Consider the following 16,256-nt stretch of genomic DNA (forward strand, 5'->3'; position numbering starts at 1 on the left):
AGGAGAGGCATCTACACTATAAATTTTGCGTGCAAATTTGTTGATCAGGTGTTTTTTCAAAAAGATAATATATTTCCTAGATTATTCATAGAAAATCTGACAGAATCAGAAAAGAGGAAAGATGGAAAATTACATCAAGGAAGCAAAGAGTGGTTTTAACTTTGATAGAATGTGCAGCCATTCCTTCCAAGTTAATGAGGTAAGAATGCTGCTTAAGCCTGCTGGCGTACAACCTAACGAACTGGCTTCGTACACTTTGCTTTCCAGAGGGACAAAAGAATATGCAGATTCAAACAATACGGACAAAGCTTATTAAAGTGGCCAGCAAATGAGTAAAGTCAGGTCGATCATTGTACTTCAAGTTATCTTCCAGCTTTGTTTATCACACATTTTTTTGGGACATACTACAGCGCATTCAAAGGCTAAAACTCGAGTGATTGGAGCGTATGGCGGGAGACTCCTGCGGAAACAGCACGCGTCCGAAGCCCACGCACTGAGCGTCTTTTGCGAGGGAGGAGGCTAAGGCCGTGCCCACGGAAAGCGAGCGCCAGAAGCGCAAATCACCCGCCAATACCATACCTAACTTCAACATTTATTTTGGCATCAAGGGAGAAGTCTGCCCAAAAACAGGTAGCTTTTTACTGTGCGATTATTATAAATGCTTCGTCGCAGTGACTCTCTCAATATTATTTTCAAAAAAAGCTTGGCCTTGGCTACAAATCCTATTTTTTTGGAGTATGAATAAGTCAGGTATTTCTTGTTATCATCCCACAATAAATTTAAACCCTGCGATACATTCTATGAGTCCCTTAATTAAATTCCCATCACACTGATGTTGAAAGTCGTTAATAATTAACACACTACGCTAAATGTCCAGAGGAACGCTTATCTCATGGAATAGACTACCTCCGCAGTTAAATAACAAGCATTCCATCGGCCAGCACACGTCAATGACAGTACCTATTCCCCGTTGAAAGAGTCTGCTAGCTGAAATGGTTAAACAATTTCAAGCATCTGTCACACTTCAGGCAATTTGCCCGAGGGGTATTGCCTGAACCGACGGATTGGTGTCGGGCACTTTTCATGAGTGCAGGTATTGAAGGAGCTTAATGCATGACTTGATGAGGTGGGGGTTTTGAGAAAATTCTCTAATTCAAATAGGGACTGGCATATTTTTGTCAGGCTTTTTCTTTCCTTTGCTTTAAGGCTGGCTATCTATGGAAAGGCTTAAGTCGAGCTTCTGCCTGCAGGTATGAGAAAATGTCATCAAATTTAACAAATAAAAGTAAAAGAGATTGCCCTTAAACATTAAACCTTTGGGTCAATCTCTTTTTGTGAAGTACTTGAGTAGAGGCATTTGTTTCATGCTAGTAAAAAACAGTGGTTAAGCCGTTGTTGTCAAAAATGCTAAACCTTGGATTTGTTCACAGCTCGTCACGTAAAGCTGAGTGATGACTCCTGTTGTCCCAACAACAGGATAGCTGAATGTCGCACAACCGGTTTCAGGGTCAAATTTTTGAAAGGTAAAGATTGTAGGGGTTGTTAAGCCACCAAGATCGAGTGGGGCGTTTGTGCCATTGGGAACGATGAAGAAAAGCTGTGATGGAGTGAGCTTCCTCAATTGTTCGCAAATACACGTTTTGCACCCACAATTGCACTTATGCTTCTTTTCCTTTTTTTCGTCCTTCTCTCGATGACCGCAATAGTAGTCATCATCAAATAAACTTGCCATGTGATAACCTCCTTTAGAGAAAACAATAAAAATACGTGACTACTAAAGTGTATTAATGAAGAAGCCAATCCGATTGGACGTTTGTTTACTTTTTTATGATTCTTTCCTTTTCTCTTAGTCATTTGTGTATATTTTGCTTGAAATAGGCGAGTGTGGATACATAAATGGTCGTTGTACCATAAAAAAGTAGTGACTGGGTATTAACAAAGGAGGGAAAGACAGTGCCATTAGCATCCACAGATAGAGTGAGCTTTAGAAGCCGTCTAATATTGCTTGGACTGGAAAATGTCTTATTTAATGAAGTGATGTTATCCAATGGAAATAGTATCTTTGGGGTAAGAATTTTTGAAGTCTCTGGTGATTTTGTCACATTCCAAGAAGAAGGCTCCGCCGGAAGTGATTTAATCGCAGTACCTTTTGATGATATCGTTGCTTTAGATTATGCCTAATAAAGAAAAAATGCCGATAATCTCGGCATTTTTTTATTAATAGTATGGCGCCATCATGAGATAGACGATGACCCCCGTTATACTGACGTAAAGCCAAATCGGCATTGTCCAGCGCACGATTTTTTTGTGCTTGCTGATTTGCATCGTCCAGCCCCAGACAAGTGAAAAGAGTGCTAAAGGGACAATGATGGCAGCAAGTGTACTGTGCGTAATCAGAATTGTAAAATAGAGAGGTCTCATAAAGCCTTGCCCGCCGTATTTCGCCGTTTCAGGCGAAATATAATGGAAGGTGAGATAAGAGACCAAAAACAACAGCGTGGCCACAAATGCAGCTAAAATGAAGCCTCTATGTAGCTTAATGTTCTTTTTCCGAATAGCAAAAAAGGCGGCCCACAAAAAGATAAAAGTGAAGCTGTTGAAGATGGCATTCATTCTTGGCAAAATATTGATGTCAAAATCGACCTTGCCTCGATAACCAAGTGGTGAGAAAAATAGCAATAGAATGATGACAACGGCCACGATGGAAAAGCTCCAAATCAGTACGGCATAATTCTTATTACTCGTTGGTTTATAGTTATTATCCGAGTGATTGCTCATGTAATAGTCTCCTTGATCCAATAGTTTTACTTACATTATAACGGTCTCGGAATCACTTTCAAATGACAAACCTTTGAACATCGTCACAAAATGGCTTAATGTAGTCATTTTGTCAAATTTACCAAAAGTTGCGAGAAGTCTATGACCTGTTTTTATTTCGGATCTTTTAACTGCAAGACTAAGCGCTCATCAGGAGTGACAAAAACCGTTTTTTGATGATCGTAAATGACATATCCTGGCTTCGCTCCATTCGGTTTATGGACGTGTTTGATCAATGTATAGTCAACAGGAACGCTACTAGACATGGATGATTTGCTAAAGTAAGCTGCCAAATTAGCGGCTTCCATCAGTGTGGTTTCTCCAAAATCCTTAGCACGAATCACCACGTGAGAGCCAGGAATGTCCTTGGTATGCAACCAGGTGTCCTCAGCTGAAGCCTGCCGGGTGGTTAGAAATTCATTTTGTTTATTATTTTTTCCGACGAGGATGGGAATGCCTTCGCTAGAGGTATAGTGTTCTAGGTTAGGCTTCTGATTTTTCTGCTTACGTGCTTTGGAAATTCGCCGTTTTAGATAGCCGCCTTCCTCCAGCTCCTCACGGATTTCATCAATATCATTGACCCCTGCAGAGGTGATTTGCTGAAGCAGTGCATCGAAATAGTCAATCTCCTGATGTGTGGCTTTAATTTGTTCCTCAACCACTTTTTGAGCGGTCTTTAACTTGTTATACTTTTTAAAGAAGCTTTGTGCATTTTCTGATGGCGTTCGATTGGGATCCAAAGGAATGGTGACACTTTGCTGCTCGGGGTCGTAATAATTCACGACGGTGGCAGATTGATCCCCTTTATTCACGAGGTGCATGTGAGCGGTCAACAACTCCCCATACAGTTGAAAACGCGAGGCATCCTCGGCATCCTTTAAGGTTGCACGCAGCTTGTCCAGCTTCCGTTCATTTTTCTTTTTTTCATTGGTAAGCCAGTGGCTGAGGTTGGCAGCGCGTTGTCTGACGATATCCGCTTCAGATTTTAATGAAAAGTACGTTTCTAACATCGTGCTAGGTGAATCGAATGTTTCGACCTCACCTTCAATATGCGTTAAAGGAAGCACGTGAAAGTGGTCTTTGCCGCCAGTCTTGCGAATGATTTGTGGCTGGAACTCTTCTTTAATAATCAAGTGCTGCACCGCTGAAAAAGCTGAAATCACAGCTTGTTGTGTAGGGACACCTGCACGATGCATAATTTCTTTAGCTAAGAGGGGAGAAAACCCATTGATTGTCTCCACGAGCTGACGATCAAGTCTGCCGCTATTAAAATCTAAGTGTTGTAGCAATTCATCACTCGTGATCGTCGCTGGATCGAGTTTATGTGGGTCAGGCGGTAAGACATAGGGCTGACCGGGTAATACCGTCCGATGGCGATTGATAGAAGGCGGCAGGCGCTTAATCGCATCAATGATTTGCCCGTTATCGCGATCAATGAGAATGATGTTGCTGTGCTTTCCCATTAGTTCAATAATCATGCGGCGGTGTGCGGGATCACCAAGATCGTTTTTTCCTATTAAATCTATATGAACGATGCGCTCATAATCTAATTGCTGGATCGATTCAACGACGTTCCCTTCAAGATATTTTCTCATGAGCATACAAAACATGGGTGGCTCAGCAGGGTTATCGATGGCCCGAGTTGTGATATGTAAACGCGTGAATTGTGCTCCTGTTGAAATCAACAGGCGGCGATTAGCTCCATGGGAGCGTATAACGAGTATTAAGTCAGATGGATGCGGTTGATAAATTTTGCTGATGCGTCCACCTGCAAAGACACTATTAAGTTCCCGACAAACGGAACGGGTAACAATCCCATCAAAGGACATGCTTTATCCCTCTCTTTCATCTCACTAGTATATCATGTTGACAGCGTGTCTGTAAGTTGGGGCACTGATTTAGAAAACAAACTGTGCTTTAGTTAGCGAGTAATACTTGTTGTGACCATTTTTTTTGTTTAGAATAAGGATTGGATGTGATAAAATGTTAAAAAGTATGACTGGGTATGGTCGAGCTTCTCAATCGAATGCTTCCCATACTGTGTCTATTGAAATCCGGACGGTAAATCATCGTTATTTAGATATCACGTTTCACAGTCCGCGTCAGCTCCTTTATCTTGAGGAAGCGATGAAGCGAGCCATCAAATCAACGTTGCAGCGGGGAATGGTGACTGTCCAATTAACACTATCTGGCGAACCGTTGATTCGCAATGAGGTGCGCGTCAATTGGCAGTTACTTGATCAGTACGTAGAGAGCTTTAAGCAAATCGCTGAACGCTACCACATTCCCGCTGATTACCACATTAATGACGTCGTCCAATTAGGGGATGTGTTTGAAGTGTCAAGTGTCTATCAGGCATCCTCGGCGCTTGATGATTTCGTGCTTTCTGTTTTAGAGCAAGCATTGTATAATATTCAAGACATGCGTCTTCAAGAAGGGCGACATTTGCATGAGGATTTAGGCAAAAGATTAAAGGAGTTAGAGCAATCTGTAAGGGACATCCGGCATCATGCCCCTCAAGTTGTAGAGGAGTATCGAAAGCGTCTTAATCAGAGAATGACGGAGTTCTTAGCAAACTCTGGACCTGTTGATCAAGCACGCTTGCTGAATGAAGTTGCCTTTTTTTCAGATAAAGCCAATATTGATGAAGAATTGACCCGGCTGTCGAGTCATATTCAACAATTTTATTCTTTTTTAAATGAGGATGGCCCAGTTGGCAGAAAGATGGACTTTCTTATTCAAGAGATGAATCGAGAAATCAATACGATTGGTTCCAAAGCAAATGATATACATATTGCTCGTCAAGTGGTTGAAGTGAAAAGTCACTTAGAAAAGATAAGAGAACAAGTACAAAATATAGAATAATGGAGACATCAGTAGGGGGTTAGGAGTATGATCACTTTAATTAACATTGGCTTTGGTAATATCGCGTCAGCAAGTCGTATTGTTTCCATCGTCAGTCCTGAGTCACAGCCTATTAAACGTTTAATAAAAATTGCAAGAGAGCAAAATAAACTTATTGATGCGACTTATGGGAGACGAACACGGGCTGTTATTGTCATGGATAGTGACCATGTCATCTTGTCATCTGTTCAGCCAGAGACGGTCTCACAGAGATTGATTTATCAAGACGAAGTCACTGACGAAAGCTAATTAGCGGGGGTTTATGGAGTTATGGATTTTAAGGAAAAAGGATTATTATTTGTATTATCAGGACCTTCAGGCGTGGGCAAGGGCACGGTTTGTCGGGCGTTGCGTGAGCGAGGGACTGACCTCCAATATTCGATATCTGTGACGACAAGGAAGCCGCGAGCAGGTGAACAGGATGGTGTGCATTATTTCTTCAAGTCCAAAGAGGAATTTCAAGCGATGATTGCTAACCATCAATTGTTGGAATGGGCGGAATATGTCGGTAATTTCTATGGGACTCCGTTGCAATATGTACAGGATACTCTTGATGAGGGCAAGGATGTCTTGCTGGAAATTGAAGTCCAAGGGGCGCTTCAGGTCAAACAAAATTTTCCTGAAGGGATCTTTATTTTTTTAGTTCCTCCGAGTCTAGGGGAATTAAAGAAACGCATTACGAATAGAGGAACAGAAAGCTTAAAATTGATTGAGAATCGTTTGAATGCTGCACGAGATGAAATAGAAATGATGAAGCATTATGACTATGTCATTGAAAACGATCAGGTTGACTGTGCTTGTGATCGAATCGAAGCGGTCGTCGTTGCTGAACATTGTCAGCAAGCACGCATCATAGAAAAATATAAAAGATTAACGGAGGTTGATTGACCATGATGCTCTATCCATCCATCGATACATTGCTTGAACAAATTGATTCTAAATATACACTCGTCACGTTATCTGCGAAGCGTGCGCGTGACTTGGCTGTATCAGAAAAACCATTGATTAAGAATATTCATTCCGATAAATTAGTGGGGACGGCGTTAGAAGAGATAAATGCAGGGATTATTAAATTTAAACATGAAGAGTATGTTGAAAGATAATTAGGTCACCAATGATTGCTTAGAAAAGGGCTGCTGGGAAACACTCGGCAGCCTCATTTATTGAAAGAAAGAGTAGCCCCTTAGGTCACAAAGTGCGAATACTTGCTTGCCGCTATTTTTTCATAAAAGCTAAGCGCGCTTTGTGCACAGCTTTTCTAAGCCTTATTATTTAGAACAATTAAAGCAAGCCAATAGGTGTGGGGCAAACGTATGTGATAAAATGATAACCAGAGTTGACGTGAAACGGTTGAAATAATTATATGCTTTTGTTTATGTGAGCGGAGGAATACAAGCTATGAGTATAAAAGATAAAAACATTGTCCTGATTGTTTCCGGAGGCATTGCTGCTTATAAGGCGTGTGCATTAACGAGTACTTTAACAAAATGGGGGGCACGCGTACATGTCATTCTCACAGAAAGTGCTCAAAAGTTTGTGTCAAGTACTACCTTTCACGGCTTATCAAGGAACCCGGTTTATGATGATCTATTTACTGAACAGGTGCCACACCAAATTGCCCATATTGATTTAGCTGATCAGGCTGATCTTGTCATTGTTGCCCCAGCTACGGCTAATATCATGGCTAAGATGGCTAGTGGCATTGCCGATGATCTTGCTACAACTACATTGCTCGCCACCACTGCACCGGTATGGGTGGCTCCCGCGATGAATGTCAATATGTATGACCATCCGACTGTCCGGGAGAATTTGGATAAACTTAAGACAATCGGTTATCGGCTGCTTGATCCAGAGGAAGGTACGCTGGCTTGTGGTTGGGTTGGTAAGGGCCGGATGGTTGAACCTGAAGTGATCGCAGAGGAAGCCGCTGCGCATTTTGTTCCGCGCCCATCGTCCCCTTATTTAAAGGGCAAAAAACTGCTCGTCACTGCGGGGCCGACCCAGGAGAAGATGGACCCTGTACGCTATTTTACAAATCGTTCTTCAGGGAAAATGGGTTATGCAATCGCCGAAGCGGCTGCGCAACAGGGCGCAGATGTGACTCTGATTTCAGGGCCGACCGCACTTGGGGCACCCAGGGGTGTAGAGACTATTTATGTCACCTCGGCTCAAGAGATGTACCAGGAAGTCATTGAGCGCTTTGAGGAGACAGATGTTGTTATAAAAACGGCTGCGGTTGCAGATTATCGACCGAAAACTGTTTCGGAACAAAAAATAAAAAAAGCGGAGGGAGAATGGACAGTCACCTTTGTCCGTAATCCAGATATATTGCAAGAGTTAGGGAAAAGAAAAACGCATCAGCTCCTTGTCGGCTTTGCGGCTGAGACCGAGCATCTTCAAGACTTTGCGATGCAAAAGCTAGAAAAAAAGCAGCTGGATATGATCGTTGCCAACAATGTGGCCGCACCTGATGCAGGGTTTTCCGTCGATACCAATCGTGTCACCTTTATTTATAAAGGTGGAGCATCCAAGGATTTAGAACTGATGTCAAAACAAAAGGTTGCAGAGGCGCTTTGTGAGGAGCTCGATATTTTATTAAAAAGCAGGGCTAGCAAATGATTGCCGAGGTGATTGTTGATCTCGCGTTGAATCAAACGGATAAGCCCTTTGATTATGCAATTCCCAAAGCATTAGAATCGGTTGTAGAGCGGGGCCTGCGCGTCGTGGTTCCATTTGGCCCCCGTAAATTGATCGGCTTTATCATCGCCCTTAAGGCGACAACAGATGTCGAAAAAATTAAACCGATCGATTCGATTGTCGATGATTCCCCTGTATTAACAGAGGAATTGTTGAAGATGGGCAAATGGTTGGCCAGGCAAACACTCTGTTATGAAATTTCTGCTTATCAAGCGATGCTTCCTGCAGCCATGAAAGCGAACTATAAAAAAATTATCCATGTCAAAGACGACAAAAAGCTAAAGACCCAATTTTCAGAACTTGCTTTTTTGTTTTCCACAGATAAAGGTGTAGAGTGGGCTAGGCTGCAAAAGGAGCATCCAGAGTGCTTAAAGGCAATTAAAACGGCGATACAAGCGGATGTCCTCATTGAAAAGCAGCAGGTCGACCAAAAACAGGCGATTAAAACCGTCAAAGTGATGGAGCCTTTATACACAGGGGAAGAGCTGGCCAAGCAATTCAACTTGCTGGGTGGCCAAGCTAAGAAGCAGTACGCGGTAGTTAAATATTTTATTGATCACGAGATCAGTGCTGCGCTGCCCCTTACCGAATTAATGGCAACATGTCAGGTCTCTCGGGCCACGCTTCAGAGTCTTATTGAGAAAAAACTGTTCCGCTCCTACGATAAAGAAGTGTACCGTGATCCTTTTAAACAAGTGAGTCAGCCCACTTCGCCCTTACAGCTTACCGAAGAGCAGCAGCGAACACTCGATCCGATTCTTCAGGATGTCAACGAGAAGCGGCATCGGGTCCATTTGGTTCATGGAGTGACTGGAAGTGGGAAGACGGAAATTTACCTGCAATCGATTCAGCAGGTGCTTGAACAAGGAAAAGAAGCAATTGTGCTTGTGCCAGAAATTTCACTCACCCCACAAATGGTGGAGCGATTTAGAGGGCGCTTTGGTGGGGAAGTGGCTGTTTTACATAGCGGGCTGAATCGCGGAGAAAAGCATGATGAATGGCGGAAAATTCATCGTGGTGAGGTCCGCGTGGTCGTTGGTGCCCGTTCAGCTGTCTTTGCTCCTTTTAAGAATTTAGGGATCATTATTATTGATGAGGAACATGAAACGAGCTATAAGCAGGAGGAAAGTCCACGTTATCATGCGCGGGAGGTTGCGATATTCCGCGGGGAATTTCATCACTGTCCAGTTATTTTAGGAAGCGCGACCCCTTCGTTAGAATCCTATGCGCGTGCACAAAAAGGGGTCTATCAGCTCGCGACATTAAGCGAACGGGTCAATCAAAAGCCAATGCCACCAGTCACGATTGTTGATATGCGTGAAGAGCTGCGCGAAGGCAATCGCTCGATGTTCTCACGTGAATTAATGGAAAAATTACAAGAACGATTAGATCGCGGGGAGCAAAGTGTATTATTTCTTAATAGACGGGGGTATTCGACCTTTATTATGTGTCGAGACTGTGGACATGTCGTTACCTGTCCGCACTGTGATATTTCGCTCACCTTTCATCGAAAACAAAACAAAGTGAAATGCCACTATTGTGGGTATGAAGAGGTAGCGCCCACCCTTTGTCCGAGCTGTGGGAGTGAGCATATCCGCTTCTTTGGTTCTGGAACCCAAAAGGTTGAGGAAGCACTAACCACACTTTTGCCAGAAGCGCGGGTCATCAGAATGGATGTGGATACAACGCGCAAAAAAGGGGCTCACGAGCAGTTTCTTAGAGCCTTTGGACGTGGTGAGGCTGATATTTTACTAGGGACACAGATGATTGCTAAAGGCCTGGACTTTGAAAAGGTGACTTTGGTAGGCGTATTGGCAGCCGATGCGATGCTCCATTTGCCAGATTTTCGTTCAACAGAGAAAACCTTTCAATTATTAACACAGGTTGGTGGACGAGCTGGGCGGCATAAGCTAGATGGTGAAGTCGTCATACAAAGCTATATGCCTGATCATTATGCGGTGACATTGGCTTCAGAGCATGATTACCTGCAATTTTATCAAAAGGAAATGTTCTCTAGAAAACGCCACAATTATCCGCCTTTTTATTATTTGTCATTAGTGACCGTCACACACGAATCATTTGCTAAAGCATCAGATGTAGCGACAAAGATTGTCAGTTTGCTTAAACGAGAGCTTTCTAATCAGGCGATTCTCCTTGGGCCAGTGGCCCCTCCTATTGCTAGGATCAAAGATAGATATCGCTGTCAATGCATGATAAAATATAAAAATGAACCGCAGTTAAATCGTGTTTTGAAAGAGGTTCTAGACCATTATCAGCACGCGTTTTCCAAAGAGGGACTCTCTATTACTGTTGATATAGATCCGTATATTTTGATGTAAGAGACAGGGAATAACAAATGAGAGTGAACGGCGGTTAACCCTTTTGGCCGGACGCGCTCTATTCATCTAAAATTCAAGAGTTTTTATCCAGTAAAAAGGAATCTACCTGCTTTTCAGTGATCCTTCTTGCTCATCCTTCAGGAGTCTCGCAGATTCCTTTATATTGTCAATAGAAGCGTTTTTAACCAAACATGATTCTGTGGGCTTTAGCTTTCAGAACGGTTGAGTCAGTCTCATTTTTTAGAAGGGAATGGTATAATGAACGTTATTTTTATGGGTACCCCCGACTTTGCAGTTCCTGTTTTACAGCAGCTTATCGATGATGACTACCAAGTCGTTGCTGTGGTTACGCAGCCTGATCGACCAAAAGGAAGAAAGAAGACACTGACACCCCCTCCGGTCAAAGCGCTTGCTGTTGCCCAAGGGATTCCAGTCCTCCAGCCAGAGAAAATTCGCGTGCCTGAAGCCGTTGATGAGATACTGGCTTATGAGCCTGACTTAATTGTCACCTGTGCTTACGGGCAGATATTACCTGAATCCATTTTGAACGCCCCAAGCCATGGCGCGATTAATGTTCATGCGTCCTTACTACCAGAATATCGTGGAGGAGCCCCTATACATAAGGCGATCATTGATGGAAAAAAAGAAACAGGGGTTACCATTATGTATATGGTGAAGGCGATGGATGCTGGAGATATTTTATCACAAGTAACGGTTCCTATTGAAGAAACGGATAACGTTGGTACCATGCATGATAAGCTGAGTCAGGCGGGGGCTCGCTTGTTATCAGAAACACTGCCTGCTCTCTTAAAAGGCGAGATTCACCCCGTCCCCCAAGAAGAAGCCAAAGTGACGTATTCACCAACGATTCGCCGTGAGGATGAAAAGATCGATTGGCATAAGCCCGGTGAAAGCATCTATAATCAAATTCGAGGTCTTAATCCGTTCCCAGGTGCCTATACTGTTTACAAGGACCAGGTGATGAAGCTTTGGGAAGCAAAGAAAGCAGCGATAGAATCAGCAGAACCGCCAGGGACGGTTATCGCTATTGAAAAGGACGGCTTTGTTGTTCAAACGGGGGATTCTACTGCGGTTAAAATTGTAGAATGTCAGCCAGCAGGAAAGAAACGCATGCGCGCGGGAGATTTTGTGCGTGGAGGCGCGTTGAATAAAGGAGAACGATTCGTTTGACAGTAACTGTCCGGGAAGTAGCCCTTAATGTATTAGAAAAGATTGAAAAGCAAGGCGCGTATAGTCAGCTAGCTCTGAATCATGCGATTGAAAAGGCAGCTCTATCAGAAAAAGATGTAGCTTTACTCACACAAATCGTCTATGGTACATTGCAAAGACAACTCACATTAGACTATTATATTCGCACCTTTGTCAAAAATGAAAAGAAAATGGAGCCCTGGGTTCGATTGCTTTTACGGCTCTCCTTCTTTCAATTTACCTTTTTAGATAAGGTCCCTGATCATGCCATTGTCAGTGAAGCGGTAACGATCGCTAAGAAGCGCGGGCATAAAGGGATTGCTGGTCTGGTCAATGGGGTATTGCGTGCGACTCAGCGCAAAGGATTGCCTAATCTTGAGGGGATCAAAGATCCAATTGAAAGGCTCTCTATAGAGACCAGTCATCCACAATGGCTGTTAAAGCGCTGGCTTAGCTATTACGGTATAGAAGCAACCCGAACGATGTGTGATTACAACAATACGGCGCCGCTAACGACATTGCGTGTCAATGCGTTAAAAATGTCACGTGATGAAGCATTGGCAGCCCTTTTAGAGACAGGGCTCGACGCTGAAAAAGGGCGACTATCAGATGATGCACTCATCTTAAACAAGGGTAAGATTTTGAGCCACCCCTTATATAAAGAGGGAAAAGTAACCATACAAGATGAAAGCTCTATGCTTGTCAACGTGGCGCTTGCCCCCCAACCGATGATGCGCATACTTGATGCTTGTGCAGGTCCAGGAGGTAAGACAACACATATTGCTGAAAAAATGGCAGATGAAGGGGACATTATTGCCTTAGACATCCATCAACATAAGACAAAGCTGATTGAAAAGAGTGCAGCGCGTTTGGATCTTAGAAGTATTCATACACACGCACTGGATGCCAGGAGTGTTCAAGAGGCTTTCGAGCCGGCCTCTTTTGATTGCATTCTCGTTGATGCCCCTTGTACCGGATTTGGCGTCATTCGACGCAAACCGGAAATCAAATACCAGAAGACAGTGAAGGATATCGAGCAGATTGCAGAGATCCAAACAAAGATTCTAGCAGCGGTTGCCCCTTTACTCAAAAAAGGTGGAAAGCTGGTTTACAGCACGTGTACGGTTGATAAGGAAGAAAATGTTGGGACGGCTGAAAGATTTTTGCAAGAGTTCACTGATTTTGAAGTAGATCATGCATTAATGGATCGGTTGCCTCAGACGCTTCAAAACCACTCCCGGTGGTATGGAAAAGGAATGGTACAAATCCTTCCGCAGGATTTTGATACGGATGGCTTCTTTATCAGTTGTTTTGTTAAAAAGTAAGGAACAGATTGCTAGAGAATATGGTAAACTAATTCTCATAGATGTTAGCCAGACGAGCGATATTCATGACTAACAAAAGTAGGTACGGTTGAAGGGAATCAAAAGAGGTGTTGTTATGAAGACAATTTTTAAAACAGATCCCGGTAAACTTAGAGAACATAATGAAGATAGTGGCGGCATATTTCGTAAGGCGCCTTATATCCTAGCGGTCGTTGCTGACGGAATGGGTGGTCATCAGGCTGGAGACGTGGCCAGTAAGCTAGCCTTAGAAAAGATTAATGAATGCTGGAGTCAATTTGATATAGAGGCTGATGATGAGGCGATCATTCAATGGTTAGAACAGACAGTGGCAACTGCGAATGCTTATATTTTTGATGAAGCTTCTAGGCATTCGGAGTATAAGGGGATGGGGACCACTCTTGTTGCTGCTTTATGTGACACAGAGAAAGTCTTTGTGGTGAATGTCGGAGATAGTCGCTGCTATCTCATGCGAGATCAGGATGCTCTTAAGCAGGTGACCGAGGATCATTCTCTTGTTAATGAGCTGCTCAAAGCTGGACAAATCACAAAGGAGGATGCCGACGTGCATCCGAAAAAGAACATTATTACAAAGGCTCTAGGGACAACTCCGGATCCGGAGTGTGATATTCAACATTTTCAATGGGCAAAGGGTGATCGTCTTTTACTGTGCTCCGATGGATTGTCGGATATGGTGAGTGAAGACAAGATCGTGTCCGTACTCGCCAATGCGACTTCTCTTGACGAGCAGGCAAACCAACTGGTTGCTCAAGCAAATAGCGCCGGTGGAAATGATAATATTACCCTGACAATTGTAGAACATGATGATGGTGAAACTTTATGATTGGAAAACGAATTAATGATCGCTATAAAATCATTTCGCGCATTGGTGATGGGGGAATGGCGGTTGTCTATAAAGCAGAGGATCTCATTTTAGATCGCTATTGTGCAGTTAAAATTCTTCGTCAGCAATTTTCAACAGATGAAGCCTTTATCCGTCGCTTCCGAAGAGAAGCAGAAGCTGTCGCCAGTCTCTCTCACTCAAATATAGTCAATATTTACGACATTGGTGAAGAAGAAGACCTTTATTATATTGTTATGGAGTACATAGATGGCACGACGTTAAAAACATACATCAAAGAATTTGCACCTGTGCCTCCCGACAATGCGGTGTTTGTGTTAAAGCAAATTGCATCAGCCATTGAGCATGCCCATCAGCATGGTATTATTCATAGAGATATCAAACCGCAAAATATTCTTATTGATGATCAAGATCATGTGAAGGTGACTGATTTCGGCATTGCTATGGGTCTGACGTCAACGACGATTACCTATACCAATTCCATCATGGGGTCAGCCCATTATATCTCTCCTGAACAAGCCCGTGGAGGCAAAGCGACGGTTAAATCGGATATTTATGGCTTTGGCATCGTCATGTATGAAATGCTCACAGGCCAACTTCCGTTTTCTGGGGACACTCCAGTATCTGTTGCACTTAAGCATCTCAATGATGAGGTCATTCCGCCGAAAGAATTGAATGAAAGCTTGCCGCAAAGCTTGGAAAATATCATTTTCAGAGCGTTAGCAAAAAATCCAGATGATCGCTATGACAGTATGGGCGATCTATATGATGATTTATCGACGGCCCTTAATCCAGAGCGGATTAATGAACCGAGCATCATGCCCTTTAAGGAGGAAGACCCTGATCAAACTTTAGTCATGACGCCTCTTAAGGAGGATAAGGAGATCTCCTCTGCTGATGAGACAAGTGTTGAACCAGTTAAAAAGGAAGAAACAGAAACCGCGGAAAAAAAGGGTGAGCCCTCTGGCAATAAAGGAAAGAAGAAAAAGAAAAAGCGCGTAATCATGTGGACTACTATTGGCATTGTTCTCTTAGCGCTTATCGTTGCAGCAATTATTGTACTTCCAAAATGGTTACAGGTCGATAATGTACAGGTTCCTAAAGTGAAGGGGTTGACCTATGAACAAGCAAGAGATCGGTTAGAGGATAAACAGCTCAGCGTCAAGAAAAAAGAGGTTTATGATGATGATTCCCCTGCAGGAGTGGTCATCAGTCAGGATCCTTCAGCAGGCGTAGAAGTAAAGGAACACACTCAGGTGAATTTAACCGTGAGTAAAGGACCCAAAAAAGAGGTCATACAGGACTACGTCGGTTATGATATTGAAACGGTGAAGCAGTTAATTGATGAGAATAAATACAAAGATGTCAAGTACATTGGTGTGCCTTCTAGCAAAGATCCAGAGGGACAAGTCATTGCCCAAACACCAGAAGCAGGAAGTAAAAATGTACCAGAGGACACGGTACTAGAGTTGACTTATAGCACAGGGCCAAGACAAATTAGCGTACCAGATGTACAGGGCCAGTCCAAAGACGATGCGGAAAAGGCTTTGAAGGATGCTGGTTTTGAGGTCACTTTTGCCGAAGGAGATTACTCCAATAGTGTGCCGGAGGGGCATGTGTTGAAAACTGATCCCGCATCAGAAAGTCAAGCTGAAGAGGGAACAACGGTTACAGTGTATCTGTCGAAAGGAAAAGAAGAAAAACCGAAGTCGACAGTAGAACAAATTACGATTACTGTAAATAACCCAACAAGTCAAAACCAAAATAATGGCAACAGTAAAGATTCGAATGCTAATGATAAAAATGCCGATAGTGACAATAACAAAGACAATAATAATGGGCAGGACGGAAATCAGCCATCAACTGACGATGATGAGCCACAACCGATCAATGTGGTCATTTATTATACGGATGCTAAGCATGATCACGAGCAATTTGTAAACGAAAGCATTACCAAAACAAAGGTATATAACCTGCCTCTTACAATAGATCCTGGGAGTAAGGCCAGCTACCAAGTCTATAAAGACGGACAGCTTATTCAAGACAAGACCATTCACTATAACGATATTGATTAAAATGGAGCGG

14 protein-coding genes and 1 pseudogene are annotated in these 16,256 nt (G+C 43.1%); 12 read left to right on the forward strand and 3 right to left on the reverse strand.

Translation table 11 applies throughout. The features are described 5' to 3' along the window. Positions 1-106: 106 nt before the first annotated feature. Positions 107-437 (forward strand): annotated as a pseudogene (locus tag IEW82_RS09975) (transposase); the annotation flags it as partial. A 947-nt stretch (positions 438-1,384) separates the two neighbouring features. Here the strand turns inward: IEW82_RS09975 and IEW82_RS09980 are convergent. Beyond that, complete coding sequence (locus IEW82_RS09980; protein WP_188693147.1) at positions 1,385-1,732, reverse strand: hypothetical protein; 348 nt, start codon at positions 1,730-1,732, stop codon at positions 1,385-1,387. A gap of 221 nt (positions 1,733-1,953) precedes the next feature. Here IEW82_RS09980 and IEW82_RS09985 point away from each other — a divergent pair, with 221 nt between their 5' ends. Continuing rightward, on the forward strand, positions 1,954-2,181 hold the full coding sequence (locus IEW82_RS09985; RefSeq protein WP_188693150.1) for a hypothetical protein: 228 nt from the start codon (positions 1,954-1,956) through the stop codon (positions 2,179-2,181). Positions 2,182-2,217: 36 nt separating this feature from the next. On the opposite strand, the gene IEW82_RS09990 is transcribed toward IEW82_RS09985, so the two are convergent. Further along, the gene (locus IEW82_RS09990; protein ID WP_188693152.1) at positions 2,218-2,778 is read right to left on the reverse strand and encodes a DUF420 domain-containing protein; all 561 of its coding nucleotides are present in this window, start codon (positions 2,776-2,778) and stop codon (positions 2,218-2,220) included. A gap of 152 nt (positions 2,779-2,930) precedes the next feature. Then, positions 2,931-4,646 (reverse strand): Rqc2 family fibronectin-binding protein, encoded by a 1,716-nt coding sequence (locus IEW82_RS09995; RefSeq protein WP_188693155.1) that lies wholly within the window; start codon positions 4,644-4,646, stop codon positions 2,931-2,933. A 154-nt stretch (positions 4,647-4,800) separates the two neighbouring features. On the opposite strand from IEW82_RS09995, the gene IEW82_RS10000 reads away from it, so the two are divergent. From IEW82_RS10000 to pknB, 10 genes are all read left to right on the forward strand, one after another. Next, positions 4,801-5,682: a YicC/YloC family endoribonuclease gene (locus IEW82_RS10000; RefSeq protein WP_188693157.1), complete on the forward strand. Its 882-nt coding sequence runs from the start codon at positions 4,801-4,803 to the stop codon at positions 5,680-5,682. A gap of 27 nt (positions 5,683-5,709) precedes the next feature. Next, a complete protein-coding gene (remA, locus tag IEW82_RS10005) occupies positions 5,710-5,970 on the forward strand; it encodes an extracellular matrix/biofilm regulator RemA (protein ID WP_188693159.1) in 261 nt (86 codons plus the stop codon). 21 nt (positions 5,971-5,991) lie between these two features. Next, positions 5,992-6,609, forward strand: coding sequence for a guanylate kinase (gene gmk / locus IEW82_RS10010; protein WP_188693163.1), 618 nt, complete (start codon positions 5,992-5,994; stop codon positions 6,607-6,609). A 5-nt stretch (positions 6,610-6,614) separates the two neighbouring features. Continuing rightward, the gene (gene rpoZ / locus IEW82_RS10015) at positions 6,615-6,824 is read left to right on the forward strand and encodes a DNA-directed RNA polymerase subunit omega (protein WP_229672508.1); all 210 of its coding nucleotides are present in this window, start codon (positions 6,615-6,617) and stop codon (positions 6,822-6,824) included. A 295-nt stretch (positions 6,825-7,119) separates the two neighbouring features. Beyond that, positions 7,120-8,340 (forward strand): bifunctional phosphopantothenoylcysteine decarboxylase/phosphopantothenate--cysteine ligase CoaBC, encoded by a 1,221-nt coding sequence (gene coaBC / locus IEW82_RS10020; protein ID WP_188693169.1) that lies wholly within the window; start codon positions 7,120-7,122, stop codon positions 8,338-8,340. Then, positions 8,337-10,757 carry a primosomal protein N' gene (gene priA, locus IEW82_RS10025; protein ID WP_188693172.1) on the forward strand — a complete coding sequence of 807 codons (2,421 nt, stop codon included), beginning with the start codon at positions 8,337-8,339 and terminating at the stop codon, positions 10,755-10,757. Before coaBC ends, priA begins: the two co-directional genes overlap by 4 nt. Before the next feature lie 255 nt (positions 10,758-11,012). Beyond that, positions 11,013-11,948 (forward strand): methionyl-tRNA formyltransferase, encoded by a 936-nt coding sequence (gene fmt, locus IEW82_RS10030; RefSeq protein WP_188693359.1) that lies wholly within the window; start codon positions 11,013-11,015, stop codon positions 11,946-11,948. Continuing rightward, on the forward strand, positions 11,945-13,291 hold the full coding sequence (rsmB, locus tag IEW82_RS10035) for a 16S rRNA (cytosine(967)-C(5))-methyltransferase RsmB (protein ID WP_188693175.1): 1,347 nt from the start codon (positions 11,945-11,947) through the stop codon (positions 13,289-13,291). The genes fmt and rsmB overlap by 4 nt, the downstream gene beginning before the upstream one ends. Positions 13,292-13,406: 115 nt before the next feature. Then, positions 13,407-14,153 (forward strand): Stp1/IreP family PP2C-type Ser/Thr phosphatase, encoded by a 747-nt coding sequence (locus IEW82_RS10040; protein ID WP_188693178.1) that lies wholly within the window; start codon positions 13,407-13,409, stop codon positions 14,151-14,153. After that, entirely contained in the window at positions 14,150-16,246 is a 2,097-nt protein-coding gene (pknB, locus tag IEW82_RS10045; protein WP_188693181.1) for a Stk1 family PASTA domain-containing Ser/Thr kinase, read from the forward strand. The genes IEW82_RS10040 and pknB overlap by 4 nt, the downstream gene beginning before the upstream one ends. The last annotated feature ends 10 nt before the right edge of the window (positions 16,247-16,256 follow it).

The sequence above is a fragment of the Pullulanibacillus camelliae genome, from assembly GCF_014642655.1.
Lineage (GTDB): Bacteria > Bacillota > Bacilli > Bacillales > Sporolactobacillaceae > Pullulanibacillus > Pullulanibacillus camelliae.